Annotated in this window: 13 protein-coding genes, 1 tRNA gene and 2 pseudogenes; 6 read left to right on the top strand and 10 right to left on the bottom strand. The window is 58.4% G+C overall.

Annotated elements, in window-relative coordinates; all coding sequences use genetic code 11:
- The coding region (locus tag K288_RS54535; RefSeq protein ID WP_210164444.1) for a hypothetical protein at window positions 1–180 on the top strand (180 nt) is incomplete at its 5' end.
- Here the strand turns inward: K288_RS54535 and K288_RS48095 are convergent.
- The 10 genes and pseudogenes from K288_RS48095 to K288_RS0139345 all read right to left on the bottom strand — a co-directional run bounded on the left by K288_RS48095 (window position 163) and on the right by K288_RS0139345 (window position 8,919).
- Entirely contained in the window at window positions 163–3,354 is a 3,192-nt protein-coding gene (locus K288_RS48095) for an amino acid adenylation domain-containing protein (RefSeq protein WP_244443422.1), read from the bottom strand. The two genes, K288_RS54535 and K288_RS48095, sit on opposite strands and share 18 nt — an antisense overlap.
- A 540-nt stretch (window positions 3,355–3,894) precedes the next feature.
- Complete coding sequence (locus K288_RS0139380; RefSeq protein WP_027584384.1) at window positions 3,895–4,086, bottom strand: hypothetical protein; 192 nt, start codon at window positions 4,084–4,086, stop codon at window positions 3,895–3,897.
- Between the two features lie 458 nt (window positions 4,087–4,544).
- Window positions 4,545–4,982 carry a cytochrome c gene (locus tag K288_RS48090; RefSeq protein ID WP_051334994.1) on the bottom strand — a complete coding sequence of 146 codons (438 nt, stop codon included), beginning with the start codon at window positions 4,980–4,982 and terminating at the stop codon, window positions 4,545–4,547.
- Entirely contained in the window at window positions 4,979–5,419 is a 441-nt protein-coding gene (locus K288_RS0139370) for a cytochrome c (protein ID WP_027584383.1), read from the bottom strand. The genes K288_RS48090 and K288_RS0139370 overlap by 4 nt, the downstream gene beginning before the upstream one ends.
- Complete coding sequence (locus K288_RS0139365; RefSeq protein ID WP_201449798.1) at window positions 5,416–5,958, bottom strand: methylamine dehydrogenase light chain; 543 nt, start codon at window positions 5,956–5,958, stop codon at window positions 5,416–5,418. Before K288_RS0139365 ends, K288_RS0139370 begins: the two co-directional genes overlap by 4 nt.
- 25 nt (window positions 5,959–5,983) lie before the next feature.
- On the bottom strand, window positions 5,984–6,580 hold the full coding sequence (gene mauD / locus K288_RS0139360; protein ID WP_027584381.1) for a methylamine dehydrogenase accessory protein MauD: 597 nt from the start codon (window positions 6,578–6,580) through the stop codon (window positions 5,984–5,986).
- A gap of 10 nt (window positions 6,581–6,590) precedes the next feature.
- Window positions 6,591–7,136: a MauE/DoxX family redox-associated membrane protein gene (locus tag K288_RS48085; RefSeq protein ID WP_051334993.1), complete on the bottom strand. Its 546-nt coding sequence runs from the start codon at window positions 7,134–7,136 to the stop codon at window positions 6,591–6,593.
- Window positions 7,133–8,284: an amine dehydrogenase large subunit gene (locus tag K288_RS48080; protein ID WP_051334992.1), complete on the bottom strand. Its 1,152-nt coding sequence runs from the start codon at window positions 8,282–8,284 to the stop codon at window positions 7,133–7,135. Before K288_RS48080 ends, K288_RS48085 begins: the two co-directional genes overlap by 4 nt.
- 56 nt (window positions 8,285–8,340) lie before the next feature.
- Window positions 8,341–8,581: pseudogene (locus tag K288_RS55165) on the bottom strand (VOC family protein); the annotation flags it as partial.
- Between the two features lie 261 nt (window positions 8,582–8,842).
- Window positions 8,843–8,919: transfer RNA gene (locus K288_RS0139345), tRNA-Arg, on the bottom strand.
- A gap of 496 nt (window positions 8,920–9,415) precedes the next feature.
- Between K288_RS0139345 and K288_RS0139340 the strand changes: the two genes are divergently transcribed.
- From K288_RS0139340 to K288_RS48070, 5 genes and pseudogenes are all read left to right on the top strand, one after another.
- Entirely contained in the window at window positions 9,416–11,314 is a 1,899-nt protein-coding gene (locus K288_RS0139340; RefSeq protein ID WP_027584380.1) for a patatin-like phospholipase family protein, read from the top strand.
- 357 nt (window positions 11,315–11,671) lie between these two features.
- Entirely contained in the window at window positions 11,672–12,184 is a 513-nt protein-coding gene (locus K288_RS0139335) for a hypothetical protein (protein ID WP_027584379.1), read from the top strand.
- A gap of 63 nt (window positions 12,185–12,247) precedes the next feature.
- Window positions 12,248–14,014 (top strand): DGQHR domain-containing protein, encoded by a 1,767-nt coding sequence (locus K288_RS0139330; RefSeq protein ID WP_160169062.1) that lies wholly within the window; start codon window positions 12,248–12,250, stop codon window positions 14,012–14,014.
- Entirely contained in the window at window positions 14,007–14,894 is an 888-nt protein-coding gene (locus K288_RS48075; protein WP_064737399.1) for a Dam family site-specific DNA-(adenine-N6)-methyltransferase, read from the top strand. Before K288_RS0139330 ends, K288_RS48075 begins: the two co-directional genes overlap by 8 nt.
- Window positions 14,895–16,015: 1,121 nt before the next feature.
- Window positions 16,016–16,203: pseudogene (locus tag K288_RS48070) on the top strand (IS5/IS1182 family transposase); the annotation flags it as partial.

The following is a 16,203-nucleotide window of genomic DNA, read 5'->3' as shown; positions in this document are numbered from 1 at the left end:
ATCGTCCCCTCCGGTCAGACCGAGGGAATCACGACGCGCGATTCGGCGGTATCCTCAAATGCAGATTTGCAAGCTTTTGCGGCGTCAAACCCCGAAAGCTTGCAATCTCAAACCCCCTCACGACCGAAAAATCGACTCCACATCAATGGCTTGGGCGATTCTTCACGGACGACCATTTAACGCCGTTCTTGAGCGCGCCTGGGGCCTGATCTCCGTCAATTCCTCGTCTTCGGCCGGGGGCGCGTCTTTTACGGCATTCGAGAAACCCGCCAGCGTTGGGTTGTCGAACAGCGCCCGGATTGGGATGTCGATGCCGAACCGGCGCCGCACACGCACGATGACTTGCATGGCAAGCAGCGAATTGCCACCGAGCTCAAAGAAATCGTCGGTTGCTTTAATTTCGTCCTCACGCAGTACGGTTCGCCAGATCTCTGCCACATCGGCATTCACCGGCATGGTGTTGAGCGCAGCCTCCTGGCGCGTGGGCGCATCAGCAAGCGATTTGAGGGCCATCTGATCGACCTTGCCGCTCGGCAAGAGCGGAAGCGCGTCAACCACGAACAGTTTGGCTGGGACTGCTGCCGACGGCAAACGCTCCTGAAGAGATGCACGCAATTCGCTCGGAACCGGAGCATTCTGTTCCGGGTGTCCAACAACGAATGCGACCAGTCGCTGTTGGTCAGCATCGCCCACGATCATCGCCGCGGCGTCCTTCACCGTGGCGTGGCTGCGGAGCGCCCCCAGTATCTCGTCGAGCTCCAGCCTGACACCCCGCAGCTTCACCTGGTTGTCGTTGCGGCCGAGATAGAGGATCGTGCCATCCGCCTGGCAAACTCCACGGTCACCAGTATTAAACAATATCGGTGAAGGTGCACCCGCAATCGGGTTGGCCTTGAAGCGCTCGCCGGTCAGATCGGGTTTGCCCCAATAGCCAAGTGCCAGGCAAGCGCCGCCTGCGTGGATCACGCCGGGCATGCCCACGGGAGCAGGCTGGCCCATGCGGTCGAGAACGTAGACCTGCGTATTGGCAATGGGTCTGCCAATCGGCACGGGCCCGTCAGCGTCTGCGTCCTGAACCTCGTGGACAAGCACGTCGGCTGCCACTTCGGAAGATCCGTAAAGGTTGATGAGCTTTCGGCCAGGGCAAGCCAGCTTGAAACGTCTCACCAGATCCGGCGTGAGAACTTCGCCACTCACCGACCACATCTTGAGAGCCGGCAGGCGCCTGCCCAGGTCGGGTGCGTGGTCGAGCAGCACGCGCAACAATGTCGGCACGAGCACAATTCTGGTGACGCAATGCTGTCCAAGCAGCGCGATAAATTTTTCCGGATCAAGGACGGTCTCATCCGGAATGATCACCGTCGGCACGCCCGCCAGCAGCGGTCCAAGCATTTCCCAGATGGCGTCAACGAAGCCGATCGACGTCTTACAGCAGGCCACCTCGCCGCGGGCGAATGGATAAGCCTCATGCATCCAGTCGATGCGGTTCATCAAGGCTTTGGTCGCGCCCATCACACCTTTCGGCACCCCGGTCGAGCCGGACGTGAAGAGGACATAGGCGAGATCGATGCCCGCTTTTGTATCGATCATCTCGACCGGCTTGGTCCAAAGCGGCGCATCCCGATCCATCACGACCGCCGAAAGCCCGGCGGGCAAGCGGTTGGACAAGGCGCGAAGGGTGAGCACGGTACGGCAGCCGGCCAGTCCGACGAGTTGCGCGAGGCGCTTATCCGGTTGCGCCGTATCGAGAGGAACCCACGGTATACCGGCGATCAGGCAGCCCAGTATCGCCGCAAAGGCATCGACCGAGCGGGGCAGGAAGATGCCGACCGGCTCGGCGGTGTAGCCACGCAGCGCCGTTGCGACCTGCCCTGCACGCCGAGCAAGCTCGCCAAAGCTGATCCGCTGATCAGAAATGAGCGCGACGTCGTCCGGCCGTTTGGCCGAAATCGCGGCAAAGGCCTCTGCAGGTGTATGTTGCAGGAATTCGCGTGCCGTAGAATTCCACCCGAACACCGCACGTTGCCACTCGTCCTTCGCAAGCAATTTGATGCTGCTGATAGCTCGCTCGGGCTCGTCGACGACCGTCTCCAGGATACGCCGGAACTGATCGGCCATTCGCGCGATCATCGACGGATCGAAGAGTTCGCTGTCGTATTCGAACGAGCAAGCGAGTCCGTCACCCTCGATGATCTCGAGCGAGAGATCCAGTTTGGCCACACCAGGGTCGATGTCCATGTCCTCAATCTGGAGGCCAGCCAACTTCGGCACTTGATGTCGAAAGTTCTGAAGCACGAACATGACCTGAAAGATCGGGGAATGGTCCCGTGTCCGCGGACCACCCATATCGGCCACGATCCGCTCGAACGGAACGTGCTGGTGCTCAAACGCGTCAAGCAAGACCGACCGATTGCGGGCCATCATTGCAGCAAAGGTAGGATCGCCTGACAGATCCCCGCGCAGCGCCAATGTGTTCACAAAGCAACCGATGAGTTGCGCGAGATCTTCGTCGCGACTTCCGGACACTGGCGTACCGACCACGACGTCGTCTGTATCGGCCCAGCGCTGCAGCAGAATTTGGAATGCCGATAGAAGGCCCATGAAGAGAGTAGCGCCGTGGCGGGAGCACAACGCTCGCAGCGCTTCGGTGAGACGTTCATCTATGTCGAACCCGAGACGCTTGCCGCGGTGGCCCCGTTGGGCGGAACGCGGGCGAACAGTCGGCAGTGCAAGGACAGGTGGCGCGCCAGCAAGCGCGTTCCGCCAGAACGCGACGTCATGCTCGAATGCTGCTCGCGCGTACAGCCGTTCCTGCCGTTCGGCGAAATCGCTGTATTGAAACGCGAGCTCCGGCAAAAGTGCCGGCTTGTCGCTTCGTTTCGCCTCGTAGAGACTGGCGAGTTCATCGAAGAAGGTCCCCATTGACGACCCGTCGATGATGACGTGATGGAATACGATGACGAGCAGGTGCTCTTGTTCCGACAGCCGCGCAAGCGCAACCCGCAAGTGCGGCGGTACGGCGAGATCAAAGGCAGTCTGACACATTCGCGCCGCAAGTGCGTCCACCTGCATACGACGCTCGGATTCCGATAGTGAGCTGAAGTCCTGCTCTTCGATGGCGAACGTGATCTTGTCATGCACATGCTGCAGAACCACGCCGTTTCGCTCGACAAGCCCCGTCCGCAGGATTTCGTGCCGCGCGATAAGGTCATCGAATGCACGCGCGAGGATGTGCCTGTGGACCGTTCCCTTGAGCCGTAGCACTCTCAACAGATTGTATACGGGCGTTCCCGGGTCGATTTCATTCGTCAACCAGAATGCGCGTTGCTGGGCAGAGGCTACCGAGTCGTGCAAAAAGCTAGCTCCATTCTTGGTGAGGAACCAACTGTCGTTCGCTGATTCCAGATATTGCTTGAATATAATGGGGGCTACGGCGGCGACCGTAGCGTACTGTGGAGTAGAGTGGCGCGCCAAAGAAAGCAAAAATGTGAACTCACTCGGCGCTTGATGGTCACCCTGTTGTCGTCAACTTGGTCGGTCCGGAATGTTGTCACGGTGCTGCCCTTTTCTTGCCCCAGGGCCTCCGCTCGTGTTGCGGCAGTACTTGAACTCCCGCCCGTCCTTGGCGCTCCAAATTCGGCCTGATGGTCGTGCCGACGTGCGCCGACGCTATCCGCCGGCCACGGGGCACGCCGCTGTGGAAGCTCGAGGCTTCGCAGAAATGCCGGTCATGTCGGAAGGGGCATGATGCGCCGCCCGTGCACATGATCAAGCTCACCGGGAAGGAGGACATCACGCCGTGCAAGTAGATGTCGCCGGAGGAAGATCAAACGCTCTACCGTTTTTCCGTTCCTGAATGCACGCTCTGATATGAAAGTGAAGTTTGGGCAGTGCTTACAAAAGCTCCTGCCACTCCGTCAGGTACCGAAGCTTACTGGCATCGCTGCTGGCTTCGATCCACCTACCGTCTTCGAAGAACGCAGTGGTGTAGTGCCGGCGCGATCCTTTCATCCCGAAGTCCCATCCGCGTACGTTGATCCATGTGCCGTCTGTTGGAGCGGTATCGATCGGTTTCCATTCGTCCATGTTTGCGTTCCCAGCTGATTGGCAACAAGCCTGGATTACAATCGACTTCCTGAATTGTGCTGTGATCCGGTTCACATCCCACCATCTGAGAGCAGTAACGTTTTGGGGTGTTCGTCTCTCATTCTCTTGAACAACTTCTTCGCTGGCAGCGGCGGCAAATTCCCGCCGGAGTCGCCGCGTCAAAGAAATCAACCCTGCGGGGCATGAATGATTGCGATGTTTATAAGATCTATCGCGAATTGCGCCTGGACGGATCCGAAGCAATTCAAGGCAGAGGCAGCGCTCGATCCGGCCGAGCTACGGGGTGCTGTGCCTGATTGGTCGCTTATTGGTGACGGCCTTGAGGGCGATTGTCCGGGCTGTGCAGCCTGTAGACTGATGGTGGAATTGCGCGAAAAGCACCTACTGTCCAAGCCGCACTAGCTCGCGCTGCCAAAGGGCAGCCAAACCGCTGCGCCTTAATACCCGATTGAGATGTGCCGTTTGGCAAGCTCTACGGCGAGCTTTTGTCGCAGCGCCGTGATGTCATCCATGCGGATTTCGCGAAGACCGCGTACCTCCTCGGCCGTGAAATCTCTCCTGCGTTCCGCCGCCTCTTGGCGTCCCCAGCTGTGCAACACATAGTTCAATAATTCTGCCGTCTCGGCATCGGGCAGCGCCGCACCGGCAATCCCCGGCACGTGAACGAGGTAGAGCCGCCCCTCCGGGCTGTCGGCGAAATGCCCGACAATGCCAGGGAAGGGTGGAATGCGGCCGACCTTGGATCCTGCGCCATCGACGCCGTGGCAGCCGGAGCAATGCAGCCGGTAGAGATAGTCGACATTTTCGCCGGCGCTCGCCACCCGGACGCCCACGAGCATCGAGGTTACCAACAGGAGTGTCGCGAGACGTTTCATGGCATCAGGCCGGAACGGATTCGCTTCAGTTCATCGCCGCCGGTTGACTGCGCGCGAGCCCGAGCAATGTCCGCAGGCTTTATCGATGTCTCCGTGCGATTGAGCCCATACAGGTAGCTGACGACGGCCGCAATCTCATCATCGCTCAGTCCCTGCTGCGGCGGCATCGCGCTCGCAATCACGTCGCCGCCTGTCAGCGGCAGCAAGCCGGACACGCCATGGATCACCACCATGGCGGGGTAGTCCTTCTGCCGGCTGGCGGCGTTGGCGATCACCGGTGAGACGAGCGGCGGCGCGAGTCCCGGCGCTCCGACGCCGCCCGCCTGATGGCAGGCCTGGCAGGTCTCGGCATAGACCTTGGCCCCGTCCGCAGCCAGCGCAGGAGCCGAACAAGCCAGAACAAGCGCGACGCCGGCAAGGAAATGGGCGGCCTTCATTTCTCCGCCATGCCGACAAGCACCGAGACCGTGCAGTGATACATGCTCTGGTTGTTGGCCATGCACCAGTTGATGTCGTTGTGAATGCCCATCCGATAGCCGGGGCGCTCACCGACATTGCCGTTGCACAGGCAGCGGCCGCAACTCGTCTTGCCACAGCAGTCATTGTAGGAGACCAGATAGTCCTTGCCGTCGTTCGGATTGTGACAGGTTCCGATCCAGGTCACCTTGGATGGCTCGGCGCCGGGCGGGCATGCCGAGACGCTGCCGCCGCAGCACGAACAGAGGAAGCCATCCAGCGCACAATAGCGCCAATAATCGCAATTGCCGTCGGCGACGTCTGCCTTTGGTGCATCGGCGGCGTGCGCACCGCCGGATCGGTCGAACGGGAGTACCGGGAGCACTGCTCCCCCCACCAGCAGTTTTCCGATCGTGCTGAGCGCGGAGCGCCGCCCGATCGCCTGGGCCGAGCGGCGGAACGCCGACTCGGCGGCGCGATCAAAGGCTGCCATCAGCCTGTTGATGATGACGTCCGACATCCGGTTTCTCCGAGACCAAGCGAAACTAGTGGGCCGCACGCGCCACATCGAGATACGACTGTACCGATGCGACGCCGAGATCGCGGGCGTTGAACAGGCTTTCGAGTTGCTCGCGATTGTTGATCAGCCCCTTCGCCCGCACCACGCCGGAGCCGTCGACCAACGCCGCATAGGGCAGGCGGCTGACGCGGAACGCCATGCCCAGCTCGCGCGACAGCACGAAGGGAAATTTCTCCAGCCGCCGCCGCGCGACGAAGGCCTGGTGTGCCGCGGTGTCGCCGTCGCCTGCGAGCACGACATCAAGCCAGGAGCTTTCGGCCGTTGTGACCGAGGCGAGGATCGGCAGCAGCTTCTTGCAGACCGGGCAGGTCGGCGAGACGAAGAACAGGAGTTGCGAGCGCATGCCGGTCGCGCCGACCGTAACCGCGCGACCATCCAGTGCGCTCAGATCAAAACGCGAGACCTTCTCGCCGACCGTGGGGCCGGAGTCGGTGATAAGGGCTCCCATCGGAGCGATCCGCTCGAACAGGATGCCGACCTGGCGCACCAGCGCCAACACCGCGATCGCCAACGCGATCACCAGCAGCCAAAGCAGCGCAAACGCAACAACAAGACCGTCCATGGTAACCTCATCACTGCGAACCAGAATCCAGCCGCCGAATCGTCGTGAATGTCCCGATGGTCTTTTCGGCAATCGCCAGCAGAAGGAAGACCAGGAAGATTGCGACCAGCCCCACCAGCGTGTCGGACCAGCTCATCGCTCGGTTCGACGCGGGCAGCAGGATGGAAGCGCTGATCGCAACCAGTACGCCGTTCCGCGCCACCAGCGCCCCGCTCACCATCTGCCCTTCGCCGCCGCAGCCGCACTCGATTTCGTGGCGGCCGGCGAGCAGGACCGCGGCCATCGCCAGCGCATAGACGGCGAATAGCGAGGCTGCGATGACGGCCCCGACGGCGCTGGTTGCGGGCAGTAGCAAGCAGAGGGTGGCGGAAAGCTCCGCGGCCAGCAGGGTCGGCGCCGCAACCGGCGCAAGCGCATCCGGCAGCAGCCGGTAGTCGCGCAGATTGGCGACGAAGATGCCATAGGCTGAAAGTTTCTCCACGACGGCGCGTGCCAGCACCATGATGACAAAGCCCGTCGCGACCAGCTGCAACAATGGATCAAGCTGCCAATTCATCTGGGCGCCTCGACCAATGCGGCCGTCTCACCGAGCTTGATCTCTCCTGCGCGCGATATCTGGCGTGAACCAGCGTCGATCATGAAGCGCTCTATCTTCGAATCGATCGCATTGACCCCGAACAGAAGCGCCGGATCGACGGCCGAAAGCGTCAGTGAGGTCAGATTGGCCGCAGGCGACCGCGCAACCAGTCGCTTGCCGCGGATGTCGTAGGCCCAGATCTCGGCACTCGGATTCTTGTGGGCGCCGTCCCTGTTGCCGGGGTGCATCAGGATGTAGGCCATTCCCGATTTGGGGTCGACCGCGAAGGGCTGATAGCCGCCCGGCGCCCAATCTGCAGCGTCAGCGGGAATAATGTCGAGCGTCTCCGTGACCGTTGCGCTTTCGCCGTCGAGCGAGGCGCGCAACAGCTTGCCCTTGAAGCTCAGGAAGACGTAACCATCCTGATCGCGCTCGGCATGGATGAAGAGCGGGTCGGCGCTGGCATCGAACAGCTTGGCGCTGGTCTTGCGCTCGGATGACTGCATATTCGACGAAACCGTGTAGGTGCCGATCGTGCCGTCACCGCATAGCGTGCTGAAGCGCAGTGGTTTGGTCGGTGCGGGATAGATGCCATAACAACCGGGGGTTGGCGTTTCGAGCTGGCGCTTGCCCGCGGCGTCGACGACGCTGACCGACGTCGCCGGCGTCGCGTTCTGGATGAAGAGTAGATTGCCGTCGCTGGAGCGCTGAAACAGGCTGCGATAGCTGAGCGCCTGCGCTCGGCCTGTCGGGATCGGGATTTCGTCGATCACTTTCAGGGTCTGGTCGTCGAACACCTGGATCACGTCGGTCCGCTTGCCGCGCGTCAATCGCTCGTAGAACGTCGTTGCGACATAGATCCGGCGCTTGTCCGGGGCTGCCAGCATCATGCCGGCGAAGCCCGCTTCCAACATTCCTTTCAGGCTGAGATCGGCCGCATCGAGCACGTAGATGCGTCCATCAACCATGTGCGAAAGCGCGGGATCCAGCACATAGACGCGATTCATTCCCGCCGGGATGGTAGTCGTGCCGGCGGATTCCGGCTTGAATTCGGCCGCTGCAGCAGGCGCGCCAAGCAGCAGAATGGCGCAAGCAGCTCGCGCCCGTTTGAAAGCGGACGTTCTCATCGCATCTCTCCGACGCCCACAGCAATGTAGGTCGCTACTTCCTCGAAGTTCCCGAGCGTCGGGTAGACGATCGCGGGGTGATCCAGGCCGATGGTGCCGGGCGGTGGTGCATGGCCCCTTTGCTCTCCCGGGTGTTCAGCCCGATATGGCGACGACAGCCGTCCGCCGAAATGAATGCCGCATCGAATCCATGCGTCGCTGCATCTCAAACCCGAGTGCGCTGAAATAGAAACCGGATGCACGGTCGACATCCCCAACCGTCAGATGCACATGCCTCTTCCGCGTGCCGACGATGATCGAAGCATTTTGTGCCCCTGTTGATCCGCCCGCAGCCCAATTCAATATTCATCAGCCGCATCCCGTTGCTGGCGCTGCTTCCAGTGTGCGGGGCCTGCGCTACCGCGCTATTTCAGTTTCGCAAGCGACGACTACGATTGTAGGTAAGCGGTCCAATGTATGGCGACGTCGCCAAAGCAACTTGGAAGCTCACGCAGTCGAATGAGAGGGGGTTACCGGTTTGCTGGGGAGGCGCGTATCGCGCTGCAAACAAAGAGAAACTGGCGCACCCGACACGATTCGAACGTGTGACCTTTGCCTTCGGAGGGCAACGCTCTATCCAGCTGAGCTACGGGTGCCTAGCGGTTCATTTAGCCGATTGATCCCCTATCGGCAACGGTCTTGAGGGGCTAAGGGGGCTCGGTCGGAGGGATGCGTAGCCCTCCTCAGGCGTCGGTCACACGTTCGAATCGTGTCGGGTGGGCCAGAAGTGACGTGCCGGTATTGTGGCGGGGCGATTCCATCCGCATATCTTGAAAATTGCGCTGACTTCTTTCCGAGGCACATGCGGCGATGTCGTTAAGTGAACAATAGTTTCTCGCAGCGGGCCCTGGGGCACGAAAGCTACGTTCGGTCAGGCGCTGGTCGGGCTTTTCAGGTGTGGGCCTCCAAAGCCGGTCTACGAAGTTCGAGAGCGGGCACCGATGTTGCAGAAAAAGCAGGATAGCTTCACAATTTATGTTGCAGTGCTTCCATGGATGCATTGCGAAGAGCTGGCGCACTGACCCTTATATTCTAGCGGACGACGCGACCCGGCATTAACATCGAGCCGTGCAGTCGAACTGGATGTCGCCAATGAAGGAAGCGAGCGCGACATTTGCGTGGGGGAACGGGTCTGAGGACTTCGCTCTGTTCAGAACGCTCAGTTCGGAACAGCGGCTGAGGGCTTTGAGCTCAATGGTTCGCCTAGACTTGGTGCGGGGAGAAATGCTCGTCACCCAAGGGGGCTCGTCGGACTCATTGTTTTTGGTGCTACACGGTGCGCTGGCTGTGTGCCGAGATGGCGAGCTCGAACATCTTGCCGAGCTCCGCGCCGGCGAATTGGTTGGCGAAATCGGCTTCTTCGCAAATGTCCCGCGCACTGCCAATGTAATTGCCATTCGCGACACCAGCGTGCTCGCGTTGACTCGAGCAGCCTACCAGGAGCTTGCCAAGGACGCTCCCGCCATTGTTGAGGCATTGCTTGCGGCGCTCGCGCGTCGCTTCGCCAAGGAGACTGCGCGCCTCGTGCCACTTCGCGCGTCGCCAAAGGCGAGAACGGTGGCGCTAATCCAAGGTGGACGCGAGCCGTTGCCTGGCGCCTTTGATCGTCGAATGCGCGATCGGCTTGCCGCCACCGATGCGGAGATCGTCGATGTCGCCCGCGTCAATTCAAGGTTTCCCGGGCGAGCTCCGGATGCGGCCGATGTCGCTGACTGGCTGAACAGACTTGAACACGCCGCGCCGCTGGTAGTTTACCTCGGAGATCACGATACCAATTCATGGACGCGCAAGGCTATCCGCCAGGCCGACATGGTTGTGTTCGGGTGCCGCGGCGACGCGCCGGTGGGAGCCTTGACGGATGTCGAAGCTTTCGCCTGCGAGGTTCATCCCGGGTCGGCGCGACGCCTCGTTCGCGTTCATGATCGACGGAGCAGTCACGTCAGTGGGACTGCGGCTTGGCTTGCTCGGCTGCCCTCCTTCATGCATCATCATGTTGCTCTGGAAGATCAAGTTGATTTCGACAGTCTGGTCCGTTTCCTGTCGGGTCGCGCGATTGGCTACGTCGCTGCCGGAGGCGGAAGCTTTGGATCGGCGCATGTGGGGATCTACAAGGCCTTCCGCGAGCTTGGTGTGAACTTCGATATCTTTATCGGCACCAGCGTCGGCGCTGCCATGGCGGCCGGATTTGCAAAGAATCTTGAATCAGAGGATCTTGAGCGCGGAACACACGATATCTTCGTCAGGAGTCGCAGCTTCCGACGGCCAACCTGGCCGCGTTACGCTTTGCTCGATCATAAGGCGTTCGATCGGGCACTCGCCAGTCAATACGGCCGCGACTGCCAGATCGAGGACTGTTGGCGACCCTTCGCGGCAGTCGCAACCAATCTTTCGACCCATAATCTGGAATTGATCCGCTCGGGATCGCTGTGGCGGGCCGTGCGTGCCTCAAGCGCAATTCCCGGACTATTGCCGCCGTTTTACACACCGGAAGGTGCGATGCTTGTCGATGGATGCCTGGTCGATAATGTGCCACTGACACCGATGCATCAACTAAAGAGTGGCCCCAATCTGGTTGTGCATTTCGGCGAGCCGGCGGCTGAGCTGTTTGAGGTCGCGTATGACGCGTTGCCCGGGCGGCTGGAGCTGGTCGCGGCAATGCTGATGCCGTTTCGAAAGAAGCTGCTTCCCGCCGCGCCGAGTGCCGTCAACGTGCTGTGGCGAAGCCTCGTGGCGCATCAGCGCTACGATACGTTGCCGGCGGGACCGCTCGATCTGGTAATGCGCCCACCCTGTCCGCTCGGGATTGACGTGACAGACTTCGACCGCCACACGGAGATTTTTCGCGCGTCTTACCTTTGGGCTCGACAAGCTATCGTTGAGCTGGAGGCAGAGGGCAACTCGGCAATAGCCGCCATCCTCGCTGCCGAAAGGCCAGGAACAATGCGAGGTGCCGACCTCGTCGAACTCACCAGTGATGCTCTATTGAGTTGAGCTACGGGTGCGTTCTGTCACCCCATTTAGCCGATTGGCCTAAGGTCCACAACCGCTTTGAGGAGTTGATTGGAGGGTCGCGTAGCCCTCCTCTGACAACGGACACACGTCCGAACGTGTCGGGTGCGCCAGGAGGCGGGCGCGCGAAAACTGTAGCAATGCCCAGATTGCATTTCGATCTCCCCTCTACCGTGAGGGCTCATCGCAGCGATTGTCAATTCAAATTCCATATCCAGCGACGCAGGTTGGGGAAAATAGCTCATAAGGGCGTGGATTACACCTATCGTCGAACAGAAGCCCCTTTGACAACTACTTCGCGAGGTCGCACAAAATCACCGTTTCGAATCAGAGCCCTGCATGGCCCGACATCATCGCAAGAAGCCATCTACGCCTCCCAGGATTAGCCAGCATACGGAAGCGGTATCCTCGGCGTCAGAGCACCTAGGTGGGCTCGTAACTGAGAAGAGCGAACGAATCTCCGAATACAAGCGCCGCAAGCCGCGCTTACTTCAAAAGAAGGTCGAGCCAGCTCACATTGGCACACTGGTCGAAGACGGTTGGATTGAACGACGCAGGATAGCGGGGGGCAAGGTTCTATTCGAAAAGTCCAAGACCCACGACGAAATCCTCGAAAATAGGTTCTGGGGTATCCTCTACCAGCTAGGCTTCGAGGAACTCAACAAGGGGAGGAACTTCAAGATCAATGTGGTTAGCGAAGGGCACGTCGTCAACAAGCAGGTCGACGTGTTTGCGAAAGTCGGGAATACCGTCGTCGTCGCTGAATGCAAGTCCTCCGCTCGCCGCGGTCAGAGGAATCTACAGAAAGACATCGGCGAACTAGGTTCACTCCAAAGATCGATCGCAAATTAGCTCCGCAAGCACTACGGCGCAGAATCAAAGCTTAAAATCATTTGGCTCATGGTTACGAGCAACGTGAATTGGTCGAATTCCGACAAAGCTCGCGCCGCCGAGCAGGGCATCCAAATAGTCCGCGAAAGAGAGCTTCGATATTTCGAAGAAATTGCCAAGAACGTTGGCCCAGCCGCGAGGTATCAATTTATAGGCGAGTTTCTAAGCAGCCAAGAGATTCCTGAACTTTCGAATTATAGCGTCCCTGCCATTCGCACAAAGCTAGGCGGACAGTGGGCATACTATTTTCTAGCCGCTCCGGACCGCATCCTTCCAATCGCCTTTGTAAACCATCGAGGTCTTCGAGATGTTGAAGGCGCCCCCTCTTACCAACGCGTCTTAAAGCGGTCACGCCTAAAGGAAATCGGAAGCTATCTCGATGGCGGCGGCTTCTTCCCCAACTGCATTCTGATTAACTTTCGTCAGAACGTCCGCTTTCAGCGTCAAACGTCCGTCGATGATCGGCAGATTTCGTTCGGCAATTTATTTCTGCCCGACAGATACAAGAGCGCCTGGATTATAGATGGGCAGCACCGCCTTTACGGCTTTACTGAGTCTGAGACGCCTCCGTCTAAGCAAAGCATCCCGATTCTAGCGTTCGAAAAATTGTCGACACTCGCCGAAGCGGAGCTGTTCACCACGATCAATAGTAAGCAGCAGAAGGTCGCTCGTGGGTTGTTGGACGAGCTTGCGGGTGAACTGAAGCTAGATTCCGAAGATTTTGACGAGCGCATGAGCGCCATCGCGTCTCGAGCTCTCGACATAATGGCAACCGAGACAGGAAATCCGTTCGAAGACAGGATCAAGACTGCAGACCTGGCAGATAGCGATACGATATGTCTCACAATCTCCGAGCTAAAGAAGGCAATCATCTCTTCGAAGATGCTGGGAGCGAGATCGCGGAATGACGTCATCGCTCCCGGTGAGTTCTCGCGCGCTGACACAGAGGAGACCCTTCACGCGATTTGCGAAGGCCTGACCGCTTACTTCTCTCTGATCCAAGAGGCTAATATCGAGCGATGGGAGCAAGGCCGGCCGGGCTGCCTGTGCTCCAATATTGCAGTTCAGGGCTACATCAGACTCTTGCCGGCACTGTGTAGTTACATGCAGCAGAAGACCCATCAGTCGTCCAATGAATTGGACCCGGTCGACCTCATAGATCAAATTAAGCCATATCTGCAGCCAGTTATCGATTTCGTTTCGACGGCAGACGATCCTGAGTTTCTAAAGCGCTTTAAAGTTCCTTTTGGCTCGGGAGGTCCGCCCCGCTACTACTATCAGCTTAGCTTACTTGTTCGTAGCAAGTTTCCAGATTTTGATCCGCCGGGCTTTGCTGAATTCGACAGCGAGAGTCGGATGGAGCTGAAGGAAGTTGGCGATAGCCTCGTTGCGTCACTGCTCGAGCGTGTCCACGATCACGTTGTCCTCGTATTGAAGCAGAACTACGGAGCGGAATTCTTTGACGTTGGAATTCCTGACACTAAGATCAAATTGGCGGCCATGCAGAAAAAATATGAGAATGGAGAAGACAAAAAGCCACCTGAAACCTTTCTAAACTTCATTGACCTTAAATCGATCGCTGAGCATAAGAAAAATTGGGATCTCTTCAAAGAGACTCTCAACATCCGCATGGAGGATGAGAAGGGAGGAAACCAAAAATACCTGGGTTGGATGGTGAAGTTGAATGAGATTCGCCGAGTGTTAGCCCACTCATATGGGCGATCGTATACCGAGGATCAGGTCCAGCTATTAGAGTTTTTGGACGAGCAACTCGCGGCCCGCAATGTCTGACCGCATGAGTGTAAAGCCTCTGTTGAAGTGGGCCGGAGGTAAGCGCTGGCTGGTGGCTAATCACAGTCGGCTGTTTCCCAAAGAGTTTGCGTGTTATCGCGAGCCGTTCTTAGGCAGTGGAGCAGTCTTCTTTCATCTAGCGCCTCAACGAGCGGTCCTTTCGGATGCGAATGTTCGCTTGATTCAATGCTATGCGTCGATAAAGAAGGACTGGAAGGCCGTTTGGCAAGCGCTTCGTAGGCTAGAACGTCAGCATTCTGATGAGTTCTATTATGAGGTGCGCGGACGAGAATTTTCGAATCGTTATCGTGAAGCAGCAAAGTTTATCTATTTGAATAGGACGTGCTTCAACGGCATCTACCGAGAGAATCTAAAGGGCGTGTTCAACGTTCCTCGCGGGACAAAGAACTCCGTTACCTTCGTTGACGATGATTTCCGTTCGATCGCTGCTCAACTCAAGAAGAGCAAGCTGTTCCATGGCGACTTTTCAACTAACATCCGGGAAGCGGAGCAAGGCGATTTTGTATTCGTTGATCCACCTTACACCGTTCGCCACAACAACAACGGATTCGTCAAATACAATCAGAGGATATTTAGTTGGAATGATCAAATTAGACTTCGCGATGATGTTCGACTGGCTGCCGAGAAGGGGGCGCGGATCCTCATAACAAATGCGAACCACGCCAGTATCCTGGACCTTTATAGAGGTATTGGAACAGCCAAGGTTCTTTCTCGCGCGAGCGTTATCTCAGGTAACGCCGGAGCAAGAGGGAACTACGCGGAGTTAGCAATTTGTGTCGGTTATGACGCGGACGACGAAGAGACAGAGCGCGACATGTTTGAATCAAAACATGTGCGACGCCGATTGCAGATTGCCTAGGCCGCTTCCCTGATTTACGGGAACGACTGCAGCTGCCACCAAATTTGTGCAAGGACAATCGGCTTGGCCGCACGGATAGGCTCCTTCGTGCTGCCGTTCTGATAGGCCGCGGCGACCTCAATGCTCGTTTCGTTGACTTGGGCTTGTCAATTCGATGGTGGAATACGAATCTCGCCGTTCGACGAGAAGACAAAGAAAATTTGGACGTCGGGACACGGTCTAGATTTCCTCCTGGTTGTTTTGAAATTGTATTCCAACTCTGAGCCGACCCATTGTCGGTCCCGAGAATTGCCAAGGACAGTGAAATTCTGCATGCGAACAATTTCACGAAGGGCCTATCCGAACGTTCAGGAGACAACCAAACCGAGAACGAGCACCAACGTTTATAACGTTATTCTCGAATTATCGCAGGATCTGCCCGGGCCACCATCCGCGCTGGATAACGGCCGTTTTTTTGCACGTTGGACGCAGGCGAGGACGGAAATGCAGCAAGAGAAGGAGTCGCTGGCGGCTCGTTGCCAGAATGACGACTCCACGAAGCGAGCCCAAGGGGCGGAGCGATGCGACCCTCCGACACCAGAGTTGATCGCTCGGAATGTCAATTTCACGCACGGTGGCACGCGGAAGGGCTGAGCTGGAATGTTTGCAGGGGGGCCGCAGTCGAGGGGGCTCACCATTCGCCGGATAAAGACAGCCCCAAGGACATCCAAAAACAGATGGCCGCACAGTGTGAAGGCAGCTGCTCCGATCAAGCTCAGCGATCCATTCGGGCCCGGTTGACGGTTTAGTCGCCCTGTGCGAGCCGGAACGGAGAATCAGGAACGTGCAATCGCTGCGAGGGTGCTCAGATCAACAATAAATTGGATTCTGCGGCCTGCGCGCGAAAATATGTATTCTAGCCTGTGCGACAACGGTTTCTTGTGGCCAGCAATGGGTAGCGGAGCTGATCAGTCGTCCGTGAAGAATCGCCCAAGCCATTGATGTGGAGTCGATTTTTCGGTCGTGAGGGGGTTTGAGATTGCAAGCTTTCGGGGTTTGACGCCGCAAAAGCTTGCAAATCTGCATTTGAGGATACCGCCGAATCGCGCGTCGTGATTCCCTCGGTCTGACCGGAGGGGACGATGAAGCCAAAGGAACGACGCGACAGCGGACAGGCCGATCTTCTGCGCTCCCGGCTGGACGCGATCCTCGACATGGATCATGCACTGGTGAAGCTTTCGCGGACGATCGACTGGTCGGTCCTGGAACAGCGGTTCGGTGCGGTGTATGAGGACAAGGCGGGCCGGCCGCCACTGCCGACACGGCTGAT

Source organism: Bradyrhizobium sp. Ai1a-2, assembly GCF_000426245.1.
Taxonomy (GTDB): Bacteria; Pseudomonadota; Alphaproteobacteria; order Rhizobiales; family Xanthobacteraceae; genus Bradyrhizobium.
Note: the sequence above shows the minus strand (reverse complement) of the source record. Positions and strands in the feature narration are given on the sequence as shown.